This is a genomic window from Methylopila henanensis, assembly GCF_042681025.1.
In the GTDB taxonomy this organism is placed as follows: Bacteria; Pseudomonadota; Alphaproteobacteria; order Rhizobiales; family Methylopilaceae; genus Methylopila; species Methylopila henanensis.
In genome coordinates this window covers 217842-240462 of the sequence record NZ_JBHUER010000010.1, presented here as the reverse complement: position 1 = coordinate 240462, position 22621 = coordinate 217842, and the positions used below count along the sequence as shown (strand labels likewise).

Annotated in this window: 21 protein-coding genes; 9 read left to right on the top strand and 12 right to left on the bottom strand. The window is 71.3% G+C overall.

Features of this window, described 5'->3' with window-relative positions:
• Positions 1–7: 7 nt before the first annotated feature.
• From ACFSCV_RS14220 to ACFSCV_RS14200, 5 genes are read right to left on the bottom strand one after another with little or no spacing between them, the layout of a single operon-like run.
• Positions 8–682 (bottom strand): MarC family protein, encoded by a 675-nt coding sequence (locus ACFSCV_RS14220; RefSeq protein WP_378800233.1) that lies wholly within the window; start codon positions 680–682, stop codon positions 8–10.
• 53 nt (positions 683–735) lie between these two features.
• Entirely contained in the window at positions 736–2811 is a 2076-nt protein-coding gene (locus tag ACFSCV_RS14215) for a hypothetical protein (RefSeq protein WP_378800232.1), read from the bottom strand.
• 10 nt (positions 2812–2821) lie between these two features.
• Positions 2822–5683: a DUF4159 domain-containing protein gene (locus ACFSCV_RS14210; RefSeq protein ID WP_378800231.1), complete on the bottom strand. Its 2862-nt coding sequence runs from the start codon at positions 5681–5683 to the stop codon at positions 2822–2824.
• The gene (locus ACFSCV_RS14205; protein ID WP_378800230.1) at positions 5680–6594 is read right to left on the bottom strand and encodes a DUF58 domain-containing protein; all 915 of its coding nucleotides are present in this window, start codon (positions 6592–6594) and stop codon (positions 5680–5682) included. The genes ACFSCV_RS14210 and ACFSCV_RS14205 overlap by 4 nt, the downstream gene beginning before the upstream one ends.
• A 5-nt stretch (positions 6595–6599) precedes the next feature.
• The gene (locus tag ACFSCV_RS14200; RefSeq protein WP_378800229.1) at positions 6600–7610 is read right to left on the bottom strand and encodes an AAA family ATPase; all 1011 of its coding nucleotides are present in this window, start codon (positions 7608–7610) and stop codon (positions 6600–6602) included.
• Positions 7611–7823: 213 nt separating this feature from the next.
• On the opposite strand from ACFSCV_RS14200, the gene ACFSCV_RS14195 reads away from it, so the two are divergent.
• From ACFSCV_RS14195 to ACFSCV_RS14180, 4 genes are read left to right on the top strand one after another with little or no spacing between them, the layout of a single operon-like run.
• The gene (locus tag ACFSCV_RS14195) at positions 7824–8402 is read left to right on the top strand and encodes a DUF1285 domain-containing protein (protein WP_378800228.1); all 579 of its coding nucleotides are present in this window, start codon (positions 7824–7826) and stop codon (positions 8400–8402) included.
• The gene (locus ACFSCV_RS14190) at positions 8399–9037 is read left to right on the top strand and encodes an NUDIX hydrolase (protein ID WP_378800227.1); all 639 of its coding nucleotides are present in this window, start codon (positions 8399–8401) and stop codon (positions 9035–9037) included. Before ACFSCV_RS14195 ends, ACFSCV_RS14190 begins: the two co-directional genes overlap by 4 nt.
• The gene (locus ACFSCV_RS14185; RefSeq protein ID WP_378800226.1) at positions 9037–9312 is read left to right on the top strand and encodes a DUF6111 family protein; all 276 of its coding nucleotides are present in this window, start codon (positions 9037–9039) and stop codon (positions 9310–9312) included. Before ACFSCV_RS14190 ends, ACFSCV_RS14185 begins: the two co-directional genes overlap by 1 nt.
• Entirely contained in the window at positions 9309–10547 is a 1239-nt protein-coding gene (locus ACFSCV_RS14180) for a CCA tRNA nucleotidyltransferase (protein WP_378800225.1), read from the top strand. The genes ACFSCV_RS14185 and ACFSCV_RS14180 overlap by 4 nt, the downstream gene beginning before the upstream one ends.
• 21 nt (positions 10548–10568) lie before the next feature.
• On the opposite strand, the gene ACFSCV_RS14175 is transcribed toward ACFSCV_RS14180, so the two are convergent.
• A complete protein-coding gene (locus ACFSCV_RS14175) occupies positions 10569–12170 on the bottom strand; it encodes a peptide chain release factor 3 (protein ID WP_378800224.1) in 1602 nt (533 codons plus the stop codon).
• Between the two features lie 311 nt (positions 12171–12481).
• Between ACFSCV_RS14175 and ACFSCV_RS14170 the strand changes: the two genes are divergently transcribed.
• Together ACFSCV_RS14170 and ACFSCV_RS14165 are read left to right on the top strand one after the other, a co-directional pair.
• A complete protein-coding gene (locus tag ACFSCV_RS14170) occupies positions 12482–13066 on the top strand; it encodes a TetR/AcrR family transcriptional regulator (protein ID WP_378800223.1) in 585 nt (194 codons plus the stop codon).
• Between the two features lie 140 nt (positions 13067–13206).
• Positions 13207–13695, top strand: coding sequence for a hypothetical protein (locus ACFSCV_RS14165; protein WP_378800222.1), 489 nt, complete (start codon positions 13207–13209; stop codon positions 13693–13695).
• 36 nt (positions 13696–13731) lie between these two features.
• On the opposite strand, the gene ACFSCV_RS14160 is transcribed toward ACFSCV_RS14165, so the two are convergent.
• From ACFSCV_RS14160 to ACFSCV_RS14145, 4 genes are all read right to left on the bottom strand, one after another.
• Complete coding sequence (locus ACFSCV_RS14160; RefSeq protein ID WP_378800221.1) at positions 13732–14610, bottom strand: metallophosphoesterase family protein; 879 nt, start codon at positions 14608–14610, stop codon at positions 13732–13734.
• Positions 14607–15563 carry a diacylglycerol/lipid kinase family protein gene (locus tag ACFSCV_RS14155; RefSeq protein ID WP_378800220.1) on the bottom strand — a complete coding sequence of 319 codons (957 nt, stop codon included), beginning with the start codon at positions 15561–15563 and terminating at the stop codon, positions 14607–14609. The genes ACFSCV_RS14160 and ACFSCV_RS14155 overlap by 4 nt, the downstream gene beginning before the upstream one ends.
• A 19-nt stretch (positions 15564–15582) precedes the next feature.
• Entirely contained in the window at positions 15583–16980 is a 1398-nt protein-coding gene (locus ACFSCV_RS14150; protein ID WP_378800219.1) for an APC family permease, read from the bottom strand.
• Between the two features lie 214 nt (positions 16981–17194).
• A complete protein-coding gene (locus ACFSCV_RS14145) occupies positions 17195–18250 on the bottom strand; it encodes an OmpA family protein (protein WP_378800218.1) in 1056 nt (351 codons plus the stop codon).
• A 225-nt stretch (positions 18251–18475) separates the two neighbouring features.
• Here ACFSCV_RS14145 and ACFSCV_RS14140 point away from each other — a divergent pair, with 225 nt between their 5' ends.
• The 3 genes from ACFSCV_RS14140 to ACFSCV_RS14130 are packed head-to-tail and all read left to right on the top strand — an operon-like array spanning position 18476 to position 20881.
• Positions 18476–19426, top strand: coding sequence for a hypothetical protein (locus tag ACFSCV_RS14140; RefSeq protein WP_378800217.1), 951 nt, complete (start codon positions 18476–18478; stop codon positions 19424–19426).
• Positions 19427–19462: 36 nt separating this feature from the next.
• On the top strand, positions 19463–20701 hold the full coding sequence (locus ACFSCV_RS14135; protein WP_378800216.1) for an alpha/beta hydrolase: 1239 nt from the start codon (positions 19463–19465) through the stop codon (positions 20699–20701).
• Between the two features lie 18 nt (positions 20702–20719).
• Entirely contained in the window at positions 20720–20881 is a 162-nt protein-coding gene (locus ACFSCV_RS14130) for a hypothetical protein (RefSeq protein WP_378800215.1), read from the top strand.
• Between the two features lie 12 nt (positions 20882–20893).
• On the opposite strand, the gene ACFSCV_RS14125 is transcribed toward ACFSCV_RS14130, so the two are convergent.
• Both ACFSCV_RS14125 and ACFSCV_RS14120 read right to left on the bottom strand, forming a co-directional pair.
• The gene (locus ACFSCV_RS14125; RefSeq protein ID WP_378800214.1) at positions 20894–21658 is read right to left on the bottom strand and encodes a 2-keto-4-pentenoate hydratase; all 765 of its coding nucleotides are present in this window, start codon (positions 21656–21658) and stop codon (positions 20894–20896) included.
• A 47-nt stretch (positions 21659–21705) separates the two neighbouring features.
• Complete coding sequence (locus ACFSCV_RS14120; protein ID WP_378800213.1) at positions 21706–22593, bottom strand: LysR family transcriptional regulator; 888 nt, start codon at positions 22591–22593, stop codon at positions 21706–21708.
• Between the last annotated feature and the right edge of the window lie 28 nt (positions 22594–22621).

Genomic DNA, 22621 nt, shown 5'->3' with positions numbered 1-22621 from the left:
GACGATGTCAGGACGCGCCGATGCCGGCGTGGCGCAGCGCGTCCGTGAAGCCGTTTATGGTGATCTGGACGCCGATGCACAGAAGCAGGAAGGCGGCGAGCCGGGCGACGATCTGCACCCGCGCCGTGCCGAGCAGGTTCACGATCGTGTCCGCCCAGCGATAGGCGATCCAGATCACGAGCGCCAGCGCGCCCGCCGCGGCGGTCGAGGCGAGCGTGAAGGCGAGGAAGCCGGACGGCTCGGAAGGCCGGTTGGCCCCGAGCGCGATTGCGACCGAGATGGTGCCGGGGCCTGTGGTCAGCGGCATAGTGAGCGGAAAGAACGCCACGTCCGGCGGCGCGGTGCGCGCCTCGTCGGCGTGGGACTGCTTGCGGTCCTCGTGCACCTCCGGGGCCGACAGCAACTGCCAGGCGTTGACCGCGACCACGAGGCCGCCGGCGACGCGCAGGGCGTCGACCGTGACGCCGAAGAAGTTCAGCACGTAGACGCCGATCCACAGCGCGCCGAGCATCACCATGGCGGCGTAGATCCCGATGCGTCGGGCGAGATCGGCGCGCTGCGCCTGCGTGCGGGCGGCGGTGACCTGGCTGAAGATCAGCGCGCCGCCCATCGGGTTCACGATCGAGAACAGCGCCGAGAACACCAGCAGGAACTGCTGCAGGAGGTCGATCCACCAGCTCATGGGCGCCGTCTACAGAGAAGCGGAGCAGGGGCCGCCGCGGGCGGGCGCCGGGATCACCGGCCCTCCCGCGCCCATGCCGCGGCGAAGGCGCCGAGCAGCAGCAGCAGGCCGAGCACGCCGGCGAACACCGGCAGGATGCCGATGCCGCGCACGACCGAGGCGTCGGCCTGCCGGACGCCGATCCAGTCCGAGCCGGACGCGCGCGCGCCGGCAGCCACCTGGACGACGCGCGGGATCGCGATGTCGTCGCCCGCCTCGGCGACCACGCGACGCACCGAGCCGCCGGTGGCGTTGGCGATCGCGGTCATGCGGGTCGCCGTGCTCGTCACCTCGGTGAACTCGCGCGGGTTCGGCGGGCCGACGTTGACGAGCGTCGAAAACGTGCCGTCGACCGCGCGGTGCAGCCCAAGTTCGGGCGTCTCCAGTTCGCCGCGCCACAGGCCGGGCTCGGCCTCCTTAAGCTCGATCCGGCGGGTCGCGCCGCTCGGCAGCGTCACCTCGACCGGCGCCGCATCGTCCTTCAGCGTCTGGCGCTCGAACACGATGGTCTTGCCGGTCGCCTTGGCGCGCAACGCCTCCTCCTCGAGGTCCGGCTCCTGCATCAGCCAGTGCGACAGCCGCCGCAGCAGGTCCACATGCGGCCCGCCGCCATCGAAGCCGCGCGCCCACAGCCAGGCGTGGTCCGACAGCAGCAGGGCGACGCGGCCCTTGTCCTCGCGGGCGAGCACGAGCAGGGGGCGTTCGTCCGGGCCGTTGAGCACGGACTCGCCCTCGTGCATGCGGCTGTCGACCATGCGGAACCATGGCGCCCAGCTCGGCGGCGTCGTCTCCGACCCCGGCAGCCCGCGCGTGACCGGATGCTTGCGGCCGACGGGCGAAAGCTCGGCCTTGAAGGCCCGCTCCAGAACGCCGCCCATGGGTTCAGCCGGCAGCACCTGCGCGAGCGGCGTCTCGAACAGCGAGCCGGGCTCGGCGTAGTCCGGCCCGGAGGCGACCAGCACCGCGCCGCCGTTGCGCACGTAGCGGGCGATGTTCTCGAAATAGATGATCGGCAGGATGCCTTGGCGCGCGTAGCGGTCGAAGATGATGAGGTCGAACTCGTCGATCTTCTGGGCGAACAGCTCGCGCGTCGGGAAGGCGATCAGCGACAGCTCGTTAATCGGGGTGCCGTCCTGCTTGTCCGGCGGGCGCAGGATGGTGAAGTGCACGAGATCGACCGAGGCGTCGGCCTTAAGCAGGTTGCGCCAAGTGCGTTCGCCCGCGTGGGGCTCGCCCGAGACCAACAGCACGCGCAGCTTCTCGCGCACGCCGTCGATCGGCAGCACCGCTCGGTTGTTGACCGCGGTGATCTCGCCGGGCGCGGTCTCGGCCTCGATCTCGATGAAGTTGACGCCGGCGTGGCTGATCGGCGCCTCGAACGTCGTCTCCTCGCCGGGAAAGGCCTCGAAGCGCTCGATCTCCTCGCCGTCGCGCCGCACCACCACCGGCACCGGGCGTCCGCCCTGGAATCCGGTCTCATGCACCCGGAAGCCGACCCGCTGGGCCTGGCCGACGATGCCGAAACGGGGCGAATGCGTCAGCGCGACGCGGCGGTCGCGCTCATCCGGCCGGCCGGTGACGAGCGTGTGGACGGGCGCGGCGAATCCGAGGTCGCGGGCGTCGGCGGGCGCGTCGTGCACCACGCCGTCGGTGACGAAGAGCGCGCCGGCGACGCGCTCCGGCGGCACGTCGGCGAGCGCCGTGCGTAGCGCCGCGAACAGCTCTGTGCCGTCGGCGGAGGTCCCGTCCTGACCGGCTTCGATCCAGCGCACCTCCGTGTTGGGCAGGCCCTGAAGGCGGGCCTCGACCTGCCGGCGCACCTCGTCGGTCTGGGCGCCGCGGCCGTCGAGCGTCTGGCTGCCGGAGCGGTCGACCACCACGGGCAGGATGTTGGTCAGCGTCTCCCGGTCCTCGCGCGTGAAGGACGGGTTGGCGAGCGCGAGCAGCAGGCAGGCGATCGCGCCCGCCCGGAGCCACGCGCCGCGCGTGCGCCCCAGCACGCACAGCGCCGCCACGACGGCGCCGGCGACGCCGAGCGCGATCAGCGGGACGAGCGGGATCAGCGGCGCGAAGGCGACGTCGAGGTTCATCGCGCGCCCCTCACTGGCCGAGCCTTTCGAGCAGGGCGGGGACGTGGACCTGATCGGCCTTGTAGTTGCCGGTCAGCGTGTACATCACGATGTTGACCCCGACGCGATAGGCGATCTCGCGCTGGCGCTCGTCGCTCGAGGTCGGGAACAGCGGCTGGCCGTCGGCGCCGATCGCCCAGGCGCCGGCGAGGTCCGCGCCGGTGATCAGAACCGGCGAGACGCCGTCGCCCGCGCGCGCCGGGCGCTCCTCGCCCTCGTCGGCCGCGGGCAGCGTCTCGACCCAGAGCGGGCTGTCGGCGTAGCGGCCGGGGAACTCGTCGAGCAGGTAGAACGCCTTGGTCAGCACGTGGTCGCGCGGCACCGGCTCCAGCGCCGGCACGTCGAGCCCTTCCAGCAGCCGCTTCAGCGCCGCGCCCTCGGGCCCGCCGCCGGCGGTGAAGCCGTCGCGGGTGTCGAACAGAATGGTGCCGCCCTGCTTCATGTAGGCGTCGATGCGGGCCAACGCCTCCGGCGAGGGTTGGACCGCGTCGGCCGTCACCGGCCAGTAGATCAGCGGGAAGAAGGCGAGTTCGTCCTTGGCCGGGTCGATCGCGATCGGCGCGCCGGGCTCAAGCGCGGTGCGCGCGGCGAGCGACTGGGTCAGGCCCTCGAGGCCCGCCTTGGCGATGCGGTCCACCTCGAAATCGCCGGTCGCCACATAGGCGAAGCGGGTGGCGAGCGTCGCCTCGAGCGCGAAGCGTTCGTCGAAAGCGTCCGCGGCTTTCGCGGGCGCCTGCGCGGTCTGCTGCGCGAGGACGGGCTGGGCGCCGAGCGCGAGCGCCAGCGCCGCCGCGACCAGCGCCAGAGCGGCCGCCTGCGGCCGCCGCCGGGCCAGCAGCGCCGCACCGCCGCCGAGCAGGAACACGATCAGCCCGTCGACGATCGCAGCGATCGCCGCCGCCGTGAACAGCCAGGGCGCGACCGGCGTGGGCTCTGCGACGACCACCGCGCCCACGCCGACGTCGAGGCCAGACAGATCGAGCCGGGTAAGCGCCGCGTCGGCCGGCAGCGCGTTGATCGCGACGCCGGCGTCCACCGGGCCGTAGAGGCCGGGCGGATTCTCGGCGGTGGCGAAGGCGCGGCCTTCGGCGGGCGCGGGCTTCGCGGTCGCCGGCGGATTGCGGAACGCGCCGAAGCCGTCGAGCGTGCGCGTCGGCGGCAGCGTCGCGCGCGGACCCTGCGGCGCGGGCTGCGCCGGCTGGCCCGCCGCGGCCGCGCCCTGCGCAGTGGCGGCCTCGGTCGGGGCGGGACCGGAGCCTGCGAGATCGACCACCCGCCGCAGCATGTCGACGAAGGCGCCGGAGAGCGGGAGGTTCGACCAGCGGGTGTCCGCGGTGACGTGGAACAGCACGGTCATGCCCTTGTTCTGGCGTGCGCCGGTGACGAGGGGAGTCCCGTCGCCGAGCGTCGCCCACACCCGGTCGGGCAGGTCGGCGTCGGGCTCGGCCAGCACCTGCCTGTTCACCGTCACGTCGCCGGGCACGGCGAGCGGCGCGAACGGGCCGTCGGCGGCGAAGCTCGCGAGCGGCTGCGGCGTCTCCCAGGCGAGCGCGCCGCCGAGCGTGCGGCCGCCCTGGCGCAGGCGCACCGGGCTCAGGCCGTCCTCCGGGGCGCCGGCGAGGCGGGGGCCGGCGAAGCGCACGAGCACGCCGCCGGCGTCGATCCAGCCGCGCAGGCGTTCGCGCGCGGTCTCCGTCAGCGCGCCGACGTCGGCGAGCATGATCACCGGCAGCTTCTGCTCGATGAAGCCCTCGACCGCGGCGCTCGCGCCCTGGCCGCGCGCCTCGCGCACGTCGGCGAACGGCTTCAGCGCGCGGGTGACGTAGTAGGTCGGCGACAGCAGCGGCTGGGCGGTGTCGGCGGTCGCGCCGGTCACGACGCCCACGGCGCGCCGCTTGGAGCGCTGGTCGAGAAGCTGGACCGCGCCGGCTGAGCCCGCGCCGACGATCTCCAGCCGGGCGACGTCGTTGCGGAGCTCGACCGGCATCTCGAAGCTCGCGGTCGCCTCGCGCGCGCCGACGCCGAAGGCGGCGTCCGCCTCGCCGAGCGCCCGGCCGCGAAGGTCGAGCGCGCGTACGCGCAGCGTCTCGGGGCCGGCCGCTTCGGCGCGCAGAGCCTTCACAGTCATGGCGGCCGGCGTGTTGTCGGCGCCGGCGAGGCCGCGGGCGGAGCCCGTCTGGTCGACGCGCACCGTCAGCGCCCGGCTTCCGAGCGCGGCTTTCAGCGCCTCGGCGAAGGCGCGCGCTTCTCCGGAGCCGAGCCCGTCCGCGATCCAGACCGCCTCCGCCTCCCGGTTCGCGGAGAGAAAGCGCTCGATCGACGGCAGATGCGCCCGCCGGTCGGCCGAGTAGGGCTCCGGCTGGAGGACGCGCAGGCGCTCGCGCGCTTCGTCCGCGGTGGCGAGGCCGACGTCGCGGGGCGCTTCGGCGGTCGCGACCAGCGCCACGCCGCGGCCGGCGTCGCCCGCGGCCGAGATCGCGCCGTCGGCCGACCGCACCCGCTCGTCCCAGTCGGGCGCGGCCGCCCAGCCGTTGTCGAGCACCACCAGCAGCGGGCCGGATCCGGCGGGGGCCGCGGCGGAAGGGTTCCACACCGGCTTCGCCAGCGCCAGCACGATCAGCGCGGCGAGGCCGAGCCTGAGCAGCAGCAGCCACCACGGCGTGGTCACCGGCGTCTCGCGCTTGGCGGCGACCTCGAGCAGCAGCCGGACCGGCGGAAAGTCGACCCGCCGCGGCTTCGGCGGCGTCAGCCTGAGCAGCAGCCACAGCGCCGGCAGCGCCAGCAGGCCGAGCAGCAGCCAGGGGCTCAGGAAGGCGAGGGGGAGCGCGCTCATGCGGCGGCCTCGGCGAGGCGGCCGTGCAGCGCGAGCAGCGGTTCGGTCGCCGGGCGATCGGTGCGGTGGATGGTGAAGCTCCAGCCGTGGCGGCGCGCGATCTCGCTGAGCGCCGCGCGGTGGCGGGCGAGCCGCTCCGCGTAGCCCTGGCGCCATTCTTCGGCGCGGCCCGCGATCAGCTTCATGCCGGCGAGATCGGGATCGTGGAACTCGGTGCGGCCGGTGAAGGGGAAGGTCTCCTCGACCGGATCGACGATCATGACCATGTGGCCCCGTCCGCCCCTCGCGGCGAGATTGCCGACGGAGGCCGCGATTTCGGCCTCGGGCGCCAGCAGGTCGCCGATCAGGATCGCCTCGGACAGGCGCGCGATCGGCGTCGCGGCCGGCGGAAGGCCGGAATCGTCCGCCGCGGCGCCCCCGAGCGACTGCGCCAGCGTCTCGACCGCGTTTCGGCTCGCGGTCGGCCGCGTCAGGCCGAGCAGTCCGACGCGCTCGCCGCCGCGCACCAGAACGTCCGCGAGCGCGAGCCCCAGCACCGCCGCGCGCTCGATCTTCGGAACTGGCGAGAGGCTGGAGCGGAACGCCATGCTGCGGGAGCGGTCGATCCAGATCCAGACGGTGTGGGCGGCCTCCCACTCCTGCTCCCGCACATAGAGATGGTCGTCGCGGGCCGAGCGGCGCCAGTCGATCCGGCCGACCGGCTCACCGGCGGAGAAGCGCCGGAACTGCCAGAAATTCTCACCCGTCCCGGAGCGGCGGCGGCCGTGCAGGCCGTGGACCACGGTCGCCGAGGCGCGGCGGGCCGCGACCACGAGGCGCGGCAGACTTCCGGCGAGGCCGAGCGCCGCTTCCTCATGCCGGGGCGCGACGCGCGTCTCGGAAGGATCGACCAGCCCGGTCCTCACCGCCATCGGCGTCAGCCGAGCCGCTCGACGAGCTTGCCGATCACGCCGTCGAGCGTGTCTCCGTCGGCCCGGGCGGAGAAGGTGAGCGCCATGCGGTGCTTGAGGACGGGATCGGCGAGCGCCGCGACGTCGTCGATCGAGGGCGCGAAGCGGCCGTCGAGCAGGGCGCGGGCGCGCACCGCCAGCATCAGCGACTGGCTCGCGCGCGGGCCGGGGCCCCAGGCGATCTTGTCGGCGAAGCCCTTCTCGGCGGTCTCGGGCCGAGCGGAGCGCACCAGATCGAGAATCGCCTCGACGACCGATTCGCCGACCGGCAGGCGCCGCACCAGCCGCTGGGCCGACAGCAGGTCGTCGGCGGACATGGCGGCCTTCGGCTTCGCCTCCTCGGCGCCGGTGGTCGCGAGCAGGATGCGGCGCTCGGCGTCGCGGTCGGGATAGCCGACGTCGATCTGCATCAGGAAGCGGTCGAGCTGGGCCTCGGGCAGCGGGTAGGTGCCCTCCTGCTCCAGCGGGTTCTGGGTCGCGAGCACGTGGAACGGGCGCGGCAGGTCGTAGCGGTGGCCGGCGACGGTGACGTGGTACTCCTGCATCGCCTGCAGCAGCGCCGACTGGGTGCGCGGGCTCGCGCGGTTGATCTCGTCGGCCATGAGCAACTGTGCGAAGATCGGGCCGGAGACGAAGCGGAAAGAGCGGCGGCCGTGGTCGTCCTCCTCCAGCACCTCGGAGCCGAGGATGTCGGACGGCATCAGGTCCGGCGTGAACTGCACGCGGCGCGCGTCGAGGCCGAGCACGGTGCCGAGCGCCTCCACGAGCTTCGTCTTGGCGAGGCCGGGCACGCCCACGAGCAGCGCGTGGCCGCCGCAGAGCACCGTGAGCAGCGCGCGGTCCACCACCTGGTCCTGGCCGTAGATCACCTGCCCGATCGCCGCGCGGGCCGCCGCGACATGGCCCCCGATCGCTTCCGCGCCCTTGACGATGGCCGCGTCGAGATCGGTCGCGCCGTCGCTTGCCGCCTGGATCATGGAGCTTTCCTCGCATGCTGTGTCGCCGGACTGTTACGCATCGGACGACCGTATGGCCCACAATGCAAGCCTCGCGCCCTTTGGGCTAAAGGTCGAGAGCCGGGCCTTGGGGAGGCTGACCGCGCGCGATCGCCGCCTTAACGTTAGGCAGAGAGCAGGAAAGGGGCGAGACCAAGGCCCATTTCCGCCCATGAGGAGCGTAAACCGAACGTGATGGCCGAAGACCGCACAGCCGCAGCCGCCGCGCCCGACCGCATGCAGGCGCTCGCCGACGCCGCCCGCGAGGCCTGCTCGCGCGGCGTCGCGCCTGTGCACAAATGGCATCCGGAGCGCTGCGGCGCGCTCGATCTCGTCATCCGCGCCGACGGCTCCTGGATCTACGAGGGCTCTCCGATCCGCCGTCCGGCGCTGGTGAAGCTGTTCTCGACCGTGCTGCGGCGCGATCCGGACGGCTACGTGCTGGTCACTCCCGCGGAGAAGCTCGACATCACGGTCGAGGACGCGCCCTTCCTCGCCGTGGAGATGGCGAGCGAAGGCGAGGGCGAGGGTCGCCGCATCCGCTTTCGCACCAATGTGGACGAGGTGGTCGACGTGGGCGAGGACCATTCGCTCAGGTTCGAGACGGCGTCGGACGGCGGCTTCAAGCCCTACGTCCATGTCCGCTCCGATCTCTGGGCGCTGGTCGCGCGCTCGGCCGTCTATGACCTCGTCGACCTTGCCGAGGAGCGCGACGGCGTGCTCGGCGTCTGGGGCGGCGGGCGGTTCTTCGCGCTGCCCGAGGCGTTGGCGTGAACGACGTCCGCGCCGCCGCCGCGCCGTTCTCGCTCGCCGACTTCCGCGACCGCGCCGCGTCGCGTCTCCTCGCCCATGAGCCAGACCCGGACGATCCCGAGACCGTGCCGATCGGGGAGCACGCGCTGCTCGCGCCTGACCGCGTCCCGCGCGCGGCGGCGGTGCTGGTCGGCGTGGTCGCACGCGACGAACCGCAGCTGCTCTTCACCCAGCGCGCGAAGCATCTGCCCGTGCACGCCGGCCAGATCTCGTTTCCCGGCGGCAAGCGCGAGCCCTCCGACGCCTCGGCGCTCGCAGCGGCCCTGCGGGAGGCGGAGGAGGAGATCGGGCTCGACGCCCGGCTGGTCCGGCCGCTCGGCTATCTCGACCTCTACGTCACCAATTCCGGTTTCGCGATCGTCGGCTGCGTCGCGGAGATCGATCCGCTGTACGTGCTGCGGCTTTCGCCGGACGAGGTCGACGACGCCTTCGAGGTTCCGCTCGGCTTTCTGATGCGGGAGGAGAACCACAGCGTCGAGATGCGCGAATGGGCCGGCGGCTTGCGAAAAGTTCACCACATGCCGTGGCGCGAACGCCATATCTGGGGGGTTACCGCGGGCCTGCTGCGGAACCTCTATGAAAGGCTCTACGGCTGATGTCCCGCATCCTCTTCCAGGCGCTGCTGTTTCTGGCCCCGTTCATCGCCTATGGGATCTGGCTGCATTTCGCCGGCCACGGCTGGCGCGCCCCGGAGCGCTGGCGCGGCGTGCCGCTCGCCTGGCTGGTCGCGGCCGGCGTCGCGCTGACGGTCGGCAGCCTGTTCGCGGTTGGCCTTACGAGCGGCGGCTCGACCAAGGCGCTGTATGTTCCGGCGCATATGAAGGACGGCGTGTTCGTGCCGGGCCGGATCGTGGAGCCCGGTGGACAATGACCGCGACGGCGCGGATCGACGCGCCTTGGCTCGCCAGGCGGCCGCTCTCCGACGTCCTCGCCATCCTCGACTCGGACGGCGAGGAGGCGCGGATCGCGGGCGGCGCGGTGCGCGACGCGGCGCTCGGCCTGCCGCGCGGCGACATCGACATCGCCACCACTGCGACGCCGGACGAGGTCGTGCGCCGCGCGTCCGCCGCGGGCTGGAAGACCGCGCCGACCGGGCTCGACCATGGCACCGTGACCGTGATCGCGCGCGGCCACCCCTTCGAGGTGACGACGCTGCGCCGCGACGTCGCGACCGATGGCCGCCGCGCCACGGTCGCCTTCACCCGCGACTGGGCGGAGGACGCGGCCCGGCGCGACCTCACCATGAACGGCCTCTATCTCGACCGCGCCGGCTGCGTGCACGACCATGTCGACGGCCTCGGCGACCTCCACGCCGGGCGCGTGCGGTTCATCGGCGATCCGGACGAGCGCATCCGAGAGGACTATCTGCGCATCCTGCGCTTCTTCCGCTTCCACGCCCGTTTCGCGCGCGGACCGATCGACGCCGCCGGACTTCACGCGGCGATCGCGAACCGCGGCGGGCTGCGGCGGCTCTCGCGGGAACGCGTCCGGGCGGAACTGCTGAAGCTGCTGGTCGCTCCCGGCGCGCCGGGGACCGTGCGGGCGATGGCGGAGGCGGGGCTGCTCGGCCCCGTGCTGGGAGGCGTGGCGCGTCTCGTCCGTTTCGAGCGGCTGGCGGCGCTCGACGCCGGCGGCGACGCCCTTCTGCGGCTGGCCGGGCTCGGACTGTTCGTCGCCGAGGACGCGGAGCGGCTTCAGGAGTGGCTGCGGCTCTCGAAGACGGAGGCGCGTCGGCTCGCGGCGATCGGCGACGCCCGCCCGCCGCTCGCGCCGGCCATGGGGGAGGCCGCCGCGAAGGTCGCGCTCTACCGGCTCGGCGCGCCGGCGTTCCGCGACCGCGCGACGCTCGCTCGCGCCGAGGCTGGGGCCGGGGAGGGCGATGCGGGTTGGGCCGGGCTTCTCGCGCTGCCCGAGCGTTGGCCGCCGCCGGCGCAGCCCTTCGCGGCGAAGGACTTCCTAGCCCGCGGCGTCTCCGCCGGTCCGGCGCTCGGACAGGCGCTCAAGGCCGCGGAGGAGGCGTGGATCGCGGCCGGCTTTCCCGACGGCGCGGACGAGGTCGCGGCGCTGCTGGACGGGATCTCGCAGCCCTACCTGTCTCGGCCTTGAGCCGCGACAAGAGACGCCCCCTCAAGCCGCCTGCTTGCGCACGTCCTTGATGTCGGTGAAGGCGATCTTGGACCAGCGCTCCTGCGCGCGGGTCATCTGGAAGGCGGAGCCGGTCAGCAGCACGGGATCGCCGTCGAGGTCCTCGGCGAGGCTCGAGCGGTTTGCGTTCAGGAACTCGTTGAGGTCGGCCTTGTTCGCCGCCGAAACCCAGCGGGCCAGGGCGTACTGGCTCTGCTCGAAGCCGACCTCGAGCCCGTACTCGCCCTTCAGCCGGTCGGCCAGCACGTCGATCTGCAGCGGGCCGACCACGCCGATCAGCGACGGCGAGCCGTCGAAGGGACGGAACACCTGCACCACGCCTTCCTCGGCCATCTCCTGCAGCGCCTGCTTCAGCTTCTTCGCCTTCATGGCGTCCTCGAGCCGGACGCGGCGCAGGATTTCCGGCGCGAAGCTCGGCACGCCGACGAAGGAGATGTCCTCGCCCTCGGTGAGGGTGTCGCCGATCCGGAGCAGGCCGTGATTGGGGATGCCCACCACGTCGCCCGCATAAGCTTCTTCCGCCAAGGCCCTGTCCTGGGCGAAGAAAAACTGCGGAGCGTGCAATCCGATCGTCTTCGCGGTGCGCGTCTGGCGCACCTTCATGCCGCGTGAGAGCTTTCCTGAACAAAGCCTTACGAACGCGATGCGATCCCGATGGTTCGGGTCCATGTTCGCCTGCACCTTGAAGACGAAGGCGGTCATGCGGTCCTCCTCCGGGGCGACCGCGCGCTTGTCGCTCTCGAGCCCCTGCGGCGCGGGCGCGAGATCGGCGAGGCCGTCGAGCAGGTCGCGCACGCCGAAGTTCCGAAGCGCGGAGCCGAAGAACACCGGCGTCAGGTGGCCTTCGCGGAACGAGGCGAGGTCGAACGGCTTCAGCGCGCCGGCCGCGAGCTCCATCTCCTCGGTGACCTCCGCCAGCCGGTTCGCGTCGACGAGCCCGGCCAGCGCCTCCATGCCTTCGCCCGCAACCTCGCCCGAGCCGTCGACGAGGCGGATGCGGCCGGTCGCGAGTTCGTAGGTGCCGGCGAAGTCTCGGCCGCGCCCGATCGGCCAGGTCAGCGGGGTGGCGTCGAGCGCGAGCGTCTTCTCGATCTCGTCGAGGATCTCGAATGGGTCGCGGCTTTCGCGGTCCATCTTGTTGATGAAGGTGACGATCGGGATGTCGCGCAGCCGGCAGACCTCGAACAGCTTCCGCGTCCGCGCCTCGATGCCCTTGGCGGCGTCGATCACCATCACGGCGCTGTCGACCGCGGTGAGCGTGCGGTAGGTGTCCTCGGAGAAGTCCTCGTGGCCCGGCGTGTCCAGCAGGTTGAACACGCAGTTACGGTATTCGAAGGTCATGACCGAGGTCACGACTGAGATTCCGCGCTCGCGCTCGATGCCCATCCAGTCGGACTTTGTGCGCCGCCGCTCGCCCTTGGCCTTGACCTGACCGGCGAGCTGGATCGCGCCGCCGAACATCAGCAGCTTCTCCGTCAGCGTGGTCTTGCCCGCGTCTGGATGGGAGATGATGGCGAAGGTGCGCCGGCGGGCGACTTCCCGGGCAAGCGGTGTCTTGGGCGTGGCGAGAGCGGCGTCGGTCATGGCGGGCGGTGTGAGCGAAAAGACGCCGCGGGGCAAGTTCAATGCTCGCAGCGGCCGTCCCGCCAAGCGCCCCCGGCGTCGAGGCAGCGATCCCGCGCGATGACATCGACCACGGACGGCGCGATACACATCGCCGCCAAAAGGTTCGTCAGGAAGGCGGCGACATACGCGAAAAGCCTGACGTTCATCTGGACCCCGTGACTGTTTCCGTCGGTCGACCGTCGTCGCCCCCGATCTGGGGATGTCGCCGCTCAAGGTCACCGCCGGCAGGTTCAACTTGACCGACTACCTACTAGTATGTAGGAAGACGTATGGCTAGCTCTTCGACCACCTCCGACGACATCCTGACATGCGCGCGCTCGCTGATCCTGGCGGGCGGGTACAAGGGCTTCAGCTACGCCGACATCGCCAAGGTGGTCGGCATCCGCAACGCCAGCATTCACCATCACTTTCCGAGCAAGGCGGAACTGGTCCGGACGCTCGTCGTCCGCTACCGCGCCGAGGTCGAGGCCGGGATCGCCGACCTGGAGCGGAGCGTTCCCGATCCGGCAGATCAGCTCCGGGCCTATGTCGGCCACTGGGACGCCTGCATCGCCGACGCGAGCGCGCCGTTCTGCGTGTGCGCGCTGCTCGCCAGCGAAATTCCGATCCTGCCGGAGGAGATCGCGAGCGAGGTCCGGGCGCATTTCCGGGCGCTTTCGGCGTGGCTGACCTCGGTTCTGGAACGCGGCGCGCGGCAGGGCGCGCTCAAACTGACCGGTTCCGCCGGGGCGGAGGCCGAAGCGCTCATGGCTCTCGTCCATGGTGCCATGCTTTCGGCCCGCGCCTACGGCGACCCGGGGATGTTCGGCGTCGTCACCCGTCCGGCACTGGAGCGCCTCATGGTTCAAGCCTGAGGCCGGCTTGCAGGAGGGGGCGTCTGCGTCTCCGTTGTCTACCGATCAGTAGGTAGACTTGGTTTCACAGAGGACGCCGCGCTTCCGCGAGCGTCCGCCCATGGCGGCGTCGCCGCCATCATCAGAGGAAGGACATACGCATGTTCGGGATCTCTCCGCTCGGCTGGGCGCATACGCTCGGCAGCCTGCCCGCCATTCCGATCGCCCTGTACATGTTTGCGCGGCATGGCAGGATCACGCCGCATTCAAAGCTCGGCGCCGTCTACTTCGTCTCGATGTTCATCGGCGCCGCCACGGTCTTTCTGGTCACGCGCGATCCGGTCGGCTACGGGCTCGGCGCGGCGACGTTGCTGCTTCTTTTCGTCGGCTACGGCGCGAACCGTCTCCCGGCGTCCGCGAAAGCGAAGGCCTATGTCGAGACGATCAGCCTGAGCCTGACGGCGTTCCTGCTGTTTCTGCCGACGGTGACGGAGGTGCTGCGGCGCGTGCCGGACGGCCATCCTTTCGTGACGGACCCGCATGCTCCGCTGCTGCTTGGAGCGCAGGGCGGCCTGCTCATCGCGCTGCTCGTCGGCCTGACGTTGCAGGTGGCTCGTCTTCGCAGGCTGGGCGGGGCCGGCGCGGCGTAGGGCTACCGCCTCAGCGGCCGCCGTCGCCGCGGCGCGTCACCCCAGCCCGGCCGGGGCGTTCTCTCGGCCGGCGACCTCGACCACCTGCGGCCGGTGGAAGTCGCCCGGCTCGTCCTTCGGCCTGCGCGCGCCCTGCTCGCGGGTGGCGACCTGACGCCACGCGCGCCCGTCCCAGGCGCGCACTTCGAGCGCGACTGTGCCGGACTTGTCGACCTCCAGCCGGTGATAGGCGTTGGGCTCGCCGCGCAGCCGCGTCGAGGTGGCGGTGGAGGCCTGGATCACCAGCAGCGGCGGCAGCCCCTCCTGCGCGATCTCGTGGGCGTGGACATATCCCCGGTGCAGGTGGCCCGCGAGCACCAGCCCGACGCCGTTCTTCCGGAAGCAGGCGAGCGCCTCGTCCGCGCGGCCCACGATGTCGAGATCGGGCGCGTGTTCCGGCGCGTGCAGCGGATGGTGCGCCACCACGATCCGGAACAGCTCCTTCGGCAGCGCCTCGAAGCGCTTGTTCAGCCGGTGGAGCTGGCGGAGCCCGAACCGGCCCTTGGACCAGTCGAAGCCCCAGGCCATGCGGCGCGCGGTGTTGAGCCCGACCACCGCCACGGTGTCGTCCGTCCAGGTCGGCTCGATCTCGCGCGATATGAAGCGCCGCCAGCGGGCGTAGGGGTCGAGAAAGCGCTGGGCGAGGTGGATGTAGGTGATGTCGTGATTGCCGGGCACGGCGAGCACGGGCGCGTTCAGGCTGCGCAGGAAGGCGCCGGCGGCGCGGTACTCGTGGCGATAGGCGTGCTGGGTCAGGTCGCCCGAGACGATGATCAGGTCCGGCGGATCGGCGTTGATCTCCGCCCGGAGCGCCTCCACCACGACCGGATCGACACGTTCGAAGTGGATGTCGGACATGTGGACGAGGCGGGTCACGCCGCGCCCTCGGCCGGCTCCCGCGCGGAGAGGGCGGCGTCGCCCGGCGCCGCGGCGGAGGCGAGGCGGGGCGCGAGCACCTTGAGCGCCAGCGGACGGATCACGTAATGGAGCGGCGGCTTGAGCAACATGGTCTCCCCGTCGTTCATCACCCGCAGCAGCCGGCGGCGGCTCGTCACCTGCAGCTCGCGGACGTAGTGGGTTTCGAGGTCGACGTCCTTCGTCCATGTCCCGAGCGCCATGCGCACCGACAGGCGCACGAGCGGCCAGACGCTGAGACGCCTCGTGGCGTAGAGGACGAGCTCGCCGCGGTCGAGATGCGATCGCGTGAGCACGTGGCCGAAGCCTTCGTCATACGCGTTGTTGGCGACCACGATCGCCTTGGAGCGGAGCGCCGTCGGTCCATCGCCGAGGTCGAGGCCGATCCGCATCGGCGGGTAGCGGTAGAGCCCCTTGAGACCGGCCGCGAACAGCCGCCACCAGCCAAGCGCGCCCATGTGCTCGCGGCTCTTCTCGCGCCGCTCGGCGAGGCGCGAGGGCAGGCCGAGCATGGAGTTGCACAGGAAGACGTGGCCGTTGACCTCGCCGATGTCGATCGCGCGCGTCTCGCCGGCGGCCATCGCGGCGATCGCCGCGTCGAGCTCAAGCGGCAGCCCGAGGTCCTTGGCGAGCAGGTTCATGGTGCCGAAGGGCAGGGCGGCGAGCGCCTTGTCCGTGCCGGCGAGAAGCTGGGCGGCGGCGGCGACCGTGCCGTCGCCGCCTGCGGTGACGATCGCGTCGACCGGCAGGTCGCGCGCGTGCTCCATCCGCTCTACAACGTCCGAGGCGTCGCCGTCCGAGACAGCGCCCACCTCGAAGCCCGCCGCGGCGAGCTTTTCCGCGATCTCCTCGGCCGGATCGGCCCGGCCGAGGAGCGCGCCCGCTGAGCGGTTGACGACGAGCGCGACCTTCACGCGATCTTCCCTGCGGGCCTCACGCCTCGGCCGCTTCTTCCTGAGCGATGAAGCGCTGCAGGCGTTCCTGGTCCTTGCCGGCGCCCGTCACGAAGTAGAGCGCCGCGATCACGGCGATCAGGCCGAAGGCGATGGCCGGAGCCGCGAACCCGCCCGACTGGAACAGGCGGACGACGATCAGCGTCGCGCACACCGCCGCGCCGAGATAGGGCACGATGATCGGCACCTCGAAGCGGCCCGGCTTCTCGCCCGGCCGCTTCTTCAGCACGATCAGCGCGACGTTCACCACGGTGAACACGGTGAGCAGCAGGAGCACCGTCGCCTGCGCCAGCGCCTTGATGTCGCCGAGCAGCGACAGCACGGCGCAGATCACGAGCAGGGTCAGGATGGCGACATGGGGTGTGCGGCGGGTGGGATGCACCTTGCCGAGGACCGGCGGCATCAGCCCCTGCTTCGACATGCCGTAGAGCAGGCGCGAACCCATGATCCAGTTGACGAGCGCCGTGTTCGACACCGCGAAGATGGTGACGACCGACAGGATGATCGGCGGGAACCAGGGCGCCGCGCGCTTCACCACCTCGACCAGCGCGAGCTCTGAGGGGAGTTCGCTGTAGTGCATCACGGACACCGCCGAGATCGCGACCGCCATGTAGATGATGGTGGCGCCGATCATGGCGAGGATGATCGCCAGCGGCACGTTGCGGCTCGCGTCCTTGCACTCCTCGGACACGTTCAGCATGTCCTCGAAGCCGATGAAGGAGAAGAAGGTCAGCACCGCGCCCTGCATGACGAGGATCGCGATGGTTCCGAGCTCGCCGTTGTGGCTCGCCTCCGGGGGGAACTCGATCAGCGGGTTGGTTCCCCAGTAGCTGACGGAGACCGCGATCACCAGCAGCAGGCCGGAGGCCTCGATGATGGTGCAGAGCACGTTGAACCACATCGACTCCTTGATCCCGCGCAGCAGGATGCCGGCGATCAGCAGCAGGAAGCCGAAGGCGAGGATCCAGACGGGAATGGCGGTGAGCCCGAGCAGCTTCTGCACGCTCGCCGCCACAACGTTCGACTGGGTGGCGATCGAGGTCAGGCCCGAGCACACCACGGCGAGGCCGACGACGTAGGACAGGAGCGGAATTCCGTAGGCGCGCTGGGTCACATAGGCCGCGCCGCCCGCCTTCGGATGCCGCGACACCACGTTGGCGTAGGACAGGCCGGTCAGCATGGCGGCGATCATGGAGACCACGAAGGCCATCCACACCGCGGAGCCGAGCTGGCCGGCGGCCTGCCCGATCAGGCCGTAGATGCCGGCGCCCAGCATCGAGCCGAGGCCGTAGAGCGTTATCTGGAACAGCGTGACGGAACGATCGAGGGTCGGTTCTCCGTCCGCTCCCCGGCCTGCGGCGACGTCGCTTGCGGTCATCGTGCTCGAAGCTCCCCTTGTCCGGCCGTTCACATCTGCGTCGGCGGCTGCGTTACCACGTGAGCTTAGGGCGCGATGTTGGCGCAACCAGCAGGCGGGACGTCATCTCGCCGCAATTTCGCCTGCGTGGCGGGCATGGACAAAAAAGGCGCGCCGGCGGGGAAGCCGGCGCGCCTCGTCTCGTTGCGGTCGGGGCCGCTGCCCCGACGTCGCATCAGTCCGCCGAGCTGGTCTGCAGCAGCGGCGTGATGTTGCGGATCGCGACGCGGCGGTTGCGCTCCTCCGGGCCGTCCGTCTTCACCTTGAGGTACTGCTCGCCGTAGCCCTGCGTCGTCAGGTTCTCGGCGGGCACGTTGAAGTACTTCGTCAGCACCGAGGCCACGGACTCCGCGCGCCGGTCGGAAAGCGACAGGTTGTCGTCGTCCGATCCCACGGCGTCGGTGTGGCCCTCGATCATGAAGATCGTCTTCGGGTCCTTCTTGACCGCGTCCTCCATGGCGAGGCCGATGTTCTCGAGCTTCGTGATCTGGTCGTCGCGGACCTCCCACGAGCCGGTGTCGAAGGTGATCGAGTCGAGATCGACGCTGCGCACGCTTTCACGAAGCGGCGGGTTGTAGCGCACCTCGTCGAGCGTGTACTTGCGCTCGAGCTTGCGCACCGGCGGCGCGGTGAACGCCCTTTCGATCTGGCCGTAGGAGGCCTCGTCCGCGTCGACGATGTACTCCTCGCGCGGAATCTCGATCACCGGCGGCGGCAGGTCGAGCGGCACGAAGGCCCCACCGCGGAAGCCGCCGCGCGGACGGTTGTCGATCAGCACGACCTCCTCGCCGCGGTAGCGGCGGCTGCGGCGCAGCAGGCGGCCGTCGTCGTCCACGTAGGTGTAGATCTCCGACCCGTCGGGACGGACCGAGATGCGCACCGTCTCCGAGCCGCGGCGCTCCTCGCGCCAGTCGCGGGAGCCGTCGCGGAAGCGCAGGCCCTCGTCGCGGCGGATGTAGGTGCGCCCGCCCTCACGAATGATCGTGCGGTCGCCTTCGGTGATGATGATCCGGTCGCCGTCGCGGCGTTCGCGGCGCTGGTCGCGCAGCCGGTCGATCCGCTCGTCGCGCCGGTCGGCGCGGTCCTCGCGGCGCTCCTCGCGGATCCGCTGCTCGAGCCGCTCGATGCGACGCTCCTGATCGGCCGTGCGGCCTTCCTGACGGCGGTCCCGCCGGTCGTCGCGACGGTCGTCTCGCGCCTGGTCGCGCCGATCCTCGCGCAGCTCCCGCAAACGATCCTCACGGTCGTCGCGGGCGTTGTCGCGGCGATCGCGCGGCTCATCGCGGCGATCCTGAGCGTTCTCGCGCCGCTCTTCGCGAAGCTCCCGCAGACGGTCCTGGCGATCGTCGCGGGCGTCCTCGCGGCGCTCCTGGCGGTTCTCCCGGCGCTCCTGCGCGTTGTCGCGCGCGTCGTTCCGGCGCTCGTCACGCTTGTCGCCTGCGGTCTCGCCGCGGTCTTGCTGGCGGTCCTGCCGCTTTTCGCGCTGCTCGTCCTGATACTCCTTCAGGCGTTCCGCGCGGTTGAGCCCCGGCTTCTCGGCGTCACGCGCCGGCCGGTCCTCGCGCTTGTCCTGCGCCTGCTCGCGCTTTTGCTCACGCTCCTGCTGGCGCTTCTCTTGAGCTTGCTCGCGCTGCTCCTGTCGCTCCTGCTGGCGCTTCTCCTGGGCCTGTTCACGCTGCTGCTGGCGTTCCTGCTGACGCTGCTCCTGCGCCTGCTCACGCTGCTGCTGGCGCTGTTCGCGATCCGGCCGTTCGGCGCGTTCAGGCCGCTCCGTACGCTCGGGGCGTTCAGCCCGTTCGGGACGTTCGGCTCGTTCGGGGCGCTCCGCGCGTTCGGGACGCTCGGCCCGCTCAGGACGCTCGGCGCGTTCCCGTCCGCCGCCGCGCTCCTCGCGGCCTCCGCCGCGCTCTTCACGTCCGCCGCCACGTTCCTCACGCCCGCCGCCGCGGCGTGGGCCCTCTTCGTCGGACTGCGCCAGAACGATCGGACGATCCGTCGCTCCGCGCATGTCGGCGAATGCGATCGTCGGCGCGGACAGCGCCAGAGCGGGCAGCGCGGCGCCCGCAAGGAGAAGAAGTCGGGTCGTTTTCATCACCAGCCTTGTGTGTTTCCGGCGTCGTCGCACAGCGCGCGGCGCGCCTTGTTCGCCCCAGTTGATGCAGTCAAGTTCCGGCGGACAGCGCCGTCATGGTGGCTTTTTTGCGTCGCTTCCGAGCTATTCGACCTTGGAGCAAACTTGGCTCAACGGTATCTGACTGCCATTGACCAAAGTCGAATGCAGACATTAGCTCCACCGAACGCTCGAACTCGCCATAACGTTCCCTCACGATTTGAGGGCGTCGGTCGAAATGCTGCAGGTTTTGCTCATGGGCTCAGATTTGAGCTAGACGATCTGAACGCAGCATGAACCGCGCGCAGGCGCGGCCGAAACGGGGTCAGGACGATGGCGGGCGCCAAGTGGGCGAAATGGGCGGCGTTGGCGCTCGTGCTGGGGCTCGCCGGCTGCGCGGGCCGCGCGGAGGGCGTGCTGGTTCCTTCGGCCGCCGAGGCGCCCGGCGCGTCGCGCGTCGACCTGATGGTCGCTACGACGCGCAAGAGCACCGTCCAGCCGGGCGTGCTGTTCTCGGGCGAACGCGGCACGCGGTTGGCGCTGACGCAGATCTCGGTGTCTATACCGCCGGACGCCGCCCGCAAGGCCGGCGAGGTCCAGTGGCCCCGCCGTCTTCCGGCCGACCCCTCGAAGGAGTTCTCGACGGTGGCGGCCCGTCAGATGGACCGCGAGCAGGCGCGGGCGTGGTTCCGCAGCGAGACCACCGGCCGCAAGAAGCATGTGCTGCTGTTCGTGCATGGCTTCAACAACGGCTATGAGGACGCGGTCTACCGCTTCGCGCAGATCGTCCACGACAGCGGGACGGACGCGGTGCCGGTGCTGTTCACTTGGCCCTCGCGCGGCAGCCTGTTCGCCTACAATTACGACCGCGAGAGCACCAACTACTCACGCGACGCGCTTGAGGAGGTGCTGCAGAACCTCGCCGCCGCCCCCGAGGTGAAGGACGTGTCGGTGCTCGCGCACTCCATGGGCAGCTTCCTCGCGATGGAGTCGCTGCGCCAGATGGCGATCCGGGACGGCCGCATCGCGCCCAAGATCCGCAACGTCATCCTCGCGGCGCCGGACGTGGACGTCGACGTGTTCAAGCAGCAGCTCGGTGAAATGGGCGCGCCGGGGCGGCGGCCGCGCTTCACGGTGTTCGTTTCGCGCGACGACACCGCGCTCAGGGTGTCGAGCCGGATCGCGGGGCAAGTGCCGCGGCTCGGCGCGATCGATCCCAAGGCGGAGCCCTACCGCTCCGAGTTCGAGACCCAGAAGATCGACGCCTTCGACCTGACGGATCTGCGCACCGCCGATCCGCTCGCCCACGGCAAGTTCGCGGCGAGCCCGCAGGTGGTGAAGGCGATCGGCGGCCGGCTGGTGGCCGGGCAGGAAATCTCCGCCAACGAGCTCAGCCTCGGCGAGCGCGTCGGGCAGGCGGCGGCGGGCGCCGCGGCGACGGCGGGCTCCGCCGCCGGCGCGATCGTCACCGCCCCCATCGCGATCGTGGATCCCGCCAGCCGGCGCAACTATGGCGACCGGCTGAACGATGTCCGCGGCAATGTCGGCGGAACGTTCGATTCCCTGCGGTAGCCGCGAGGGCGAATAACGATGGACGCGCTTCTGACGGTCGCGGAGCTGCCGACGGTCAAACTTCTGACCCGAACGGATGGACCAAATCACTGGCGGGACGACGCGTTCGTCCCGTTCCTGATCGTCGGCGTGCCGATCATCATCTATCTCGTCTGGTTCCAATTCTTCCGGCGCGGCTGACGGCGCTCCTCCTCAGGACAGCGTCAGCTCCGCGGCGCCGAGCTCCGGGAATTCGGCCCGAACCGTCTGGCCGGCGCCGGCGACGTGGAACGGCGTCGTCGAGCCGGTGGTGATGACGTCGCCCGCCTTGATGTGGTTCGGTCCGTCGCGGAGTTCGTTGACGAGCCACAGCAGCGGCCGCACCGGATCGCCGGCGGTGTTGCCGCCCACATGGTCGAACACGGTTTCGCCGTCGACGATCAGCTTCACCGGCGTCTCGGCGAGCGGCGGCGAGGGCGGCGCGTCGACCGCGGGGCCGAGCACCAGCGCGCCATGGCTCTGGCGGTCGGCGATCTTCCAGAGCTTCGGGGCCGCCTTCCAGTCCGCGAAGGCGCTTTCGAGAATCTCGATCGCCGCGTGCCAGCTTCCGATCGCGGCGAAGACCTCGTCCTTGCCGTAGGGCTCTTCGCGCGCCGGCAGGTCGCGCGCGAAGCGGACCGCGATCTCGGCCTCGACCGCGCCGAGCGCGAAGGCCGGCAGCGTGACGGGGCCGTCGAAGATGGTGTCCGCCGTCAGCGCGCCGTAGCCGGGCGCCGCCTCGGGCGACGGCGCGCCGACCTTCCAGCCGCGGATCGGGCCCACGAGCGCGACCGCCGCGAAATGCGCCGCATAGGCTTCCCGTTCGTCTGAGAGAACGGCTCCTTCCGGCGGGGCGGTCAGGCGCCGGCCGCTCGCGCGCGCCTCGCTCAGCGCGCTGAGGGCGGAGGCGAGGCCAGTCGGACCGTCGGACAGGGACATGGGTGCTCCTTGGACGTCTTGGCGTCGTGTGGGGGTCGGGGCCTGAATCAGGCGGGTTCGCGGGTGCCTTCGAAGGCGTGGCGCCGGCGGGCGAGCTCCTGTCCGACGTGGTCCATGAACGCCCGCACCCTTGCGCTCGAGCGCAGGTCCGGATGCGTCAGCAGCCACAGCGCGGCGGGCACCTGCGCCGGCGGGTCGTAGAGGCGGACGAGGTTGGGCACGCTGCTCGCGATGAAACAGGGCAGCGGGCCGACGCCGATGCCGGCGGCGATCGCCTCCGCCATGCCGAGCACGGTGGAGAGCCGGTAGACCACCCGGTGCTCGCCGACCGCGTCGCGCAGCCACTTCTGCAGCGGCCCGAGCATCTCGCCCGGTCCGATCCACGGCAACGCGTCGAGCGCGGCGATGTCGTCGACCGGCTCCAGCGGCGCCGCGCCGTAGATCGCCCAGCCGATGCTGGCGATGCGACGGCCGACCAGCGTCTCCGGCGGGCTCGCCGTCGCGCGGATCGCGACGTCCGCGTCGCGCTTCGACAGGTTGAGCGCGGCGTTTCCGACGACGATGTCGAGCGTGATGTCGGGATAGGCGCGGCGGAAATCCGCGAAGATGCCGGTGAGCAGGTGGATCAGCAGCGAATCGTTGGTGGTGACGCGCAGCTCGCCCGCAGGCGCGAGGTCCTGGCCCGACACCCGGCGCTCGAAGGCGACGATCTCGTCGCCCATGCGCGCGGCGATGCCGACCATCTCCTCGCCGGCGGGGGTGAGCGCGTAGCCGGCCCGGCCGCGCTCGAACAGCCGGGCGCCGAGCGACTGCTCCAGCGCGCCGAGCCGGCGGAACACCGTGGAGGCGTTGACGCCGAGCACCGTCGCCGCGCCCGCCAGCGAACGCCTTTCAGCGATCGACTTCACCAGGCGAAAATCATCCCAGGCGAGCATGTCGTCGTCGCAGCCCCCCAATCCATTG

Coding starts and splice junctions, on each gene's coding strand:
- ACFSCV_RS14165 (WP_378800222.1), top strand. CDS start 13,207: ATGTTCGGGATCTCTCCGCTCGGCTGGGCGCATACGCTCGGCAGCCTG.
- ACFSCV_RS14125 (WP_378800214.1), bottom strand. CDS start 21,658: ATGTCCCTGTCCGACGGTCCGACTGGCCTCGCCTCCGCCCTCAGCGCG.
- ACFSCV_RS14195 (WP_378800228.1), top strand. CDS start 7,824: ATGGCCGAAGACCGCACAGCCGCAGCCGCCGCGCCCGACCGCATGCAG.
- ACFSCV_RS14220 (WP_378800233.1), bottom strand. CDS start 682: ATGAGCTGGTGGATCGACCTCCTGCAGCAGTTCCTGCTGGTGTTCTCG.
- ACFSCV_RS14130 (WP_378800215.1), top strand. CDS start 20,720: ATGGACGCGCTTCTGACGGTCGCGGAGCTGCCGACGGTCAAACTTCTG.
- ACFSCV_RS14135 (WP_378800216.1), top strand. CDS start 19,463: ATGGCGGGCGCCAAGTGGGCGAAATGGGCGGCGTTGGCGCTCGTGCTG.
- ACFSCV_RS14215 (WP_378800232.1), bottom strand. CDS start 2,811: ATGAACCTCGACGTCGCCTTCGCGCCGCTGATCCCGCTCGTCCCGCTG.
- ACFSCV_RS14185 (WP_378800226.1), top strand. CDS start 9,037: ATGTCCCGCATCCTCTTCCAGGCGCTGCTGTTTCTGGCCCCGTTCATC.
- ACFSCV_RS14120 (WP_378800213.1), bottom strand. CDS start 22,593: ATGCTCGCCTGGGATGATTTTCGCCTGGTGAAGTCGATCGCTGAAAGG.
- ACFSCV_RS14180 (WP_378800225.1), top strand. CDS start 9,309: ATGACCGCGACGGCGCGGATCGACGCGCCTTGGCTCGCCAGGCGGCCG.
- ACFSCV_RS14175 (WP_378800224.1), bottom strand. CDS start 12,170: ATGACCGACGCCGCTCTCGCCACGCCCAAGACACCGCTTGCCCGGGAA.
- ACFSCV_RS14200 (WP_378800229.1), bottom strand. CDS start 7,610: ATGATCCAGGCGGCAAGCGACGGCGCGACCGATCTCGACGCGGCCATC.
- ACFSCV_RS14210 (WP_378800231.1), bottom strand. CDS start 5,683: ATGAGCGCGCTCCCCCTCGCCTTCCTGAGCCCCTGGCTGCTGCTCGGC.
- ACFSCV_RS14205 (WP_378800230.1), bottom strand. CDS start 6,594: ATGGCGGTGAGGACCGGGCTGGTCGATCCTTCCGAGACGCGCGTCGCG.
- ACFSCV_RS14150 (WP_378800219.1), bottom strand. CDS start 16,980: ATGACCGCAAGCGACGTCGCCGCAGGCCGGGGAGCGGACGGAGAACCG.
- ACFSCV_RS14170 (WP_378800223.1), top strand. CDS start 12,482: ATGGCTAGCTCTTCGACCACCTCCGACGACATCCTGACATGCGCGCGC.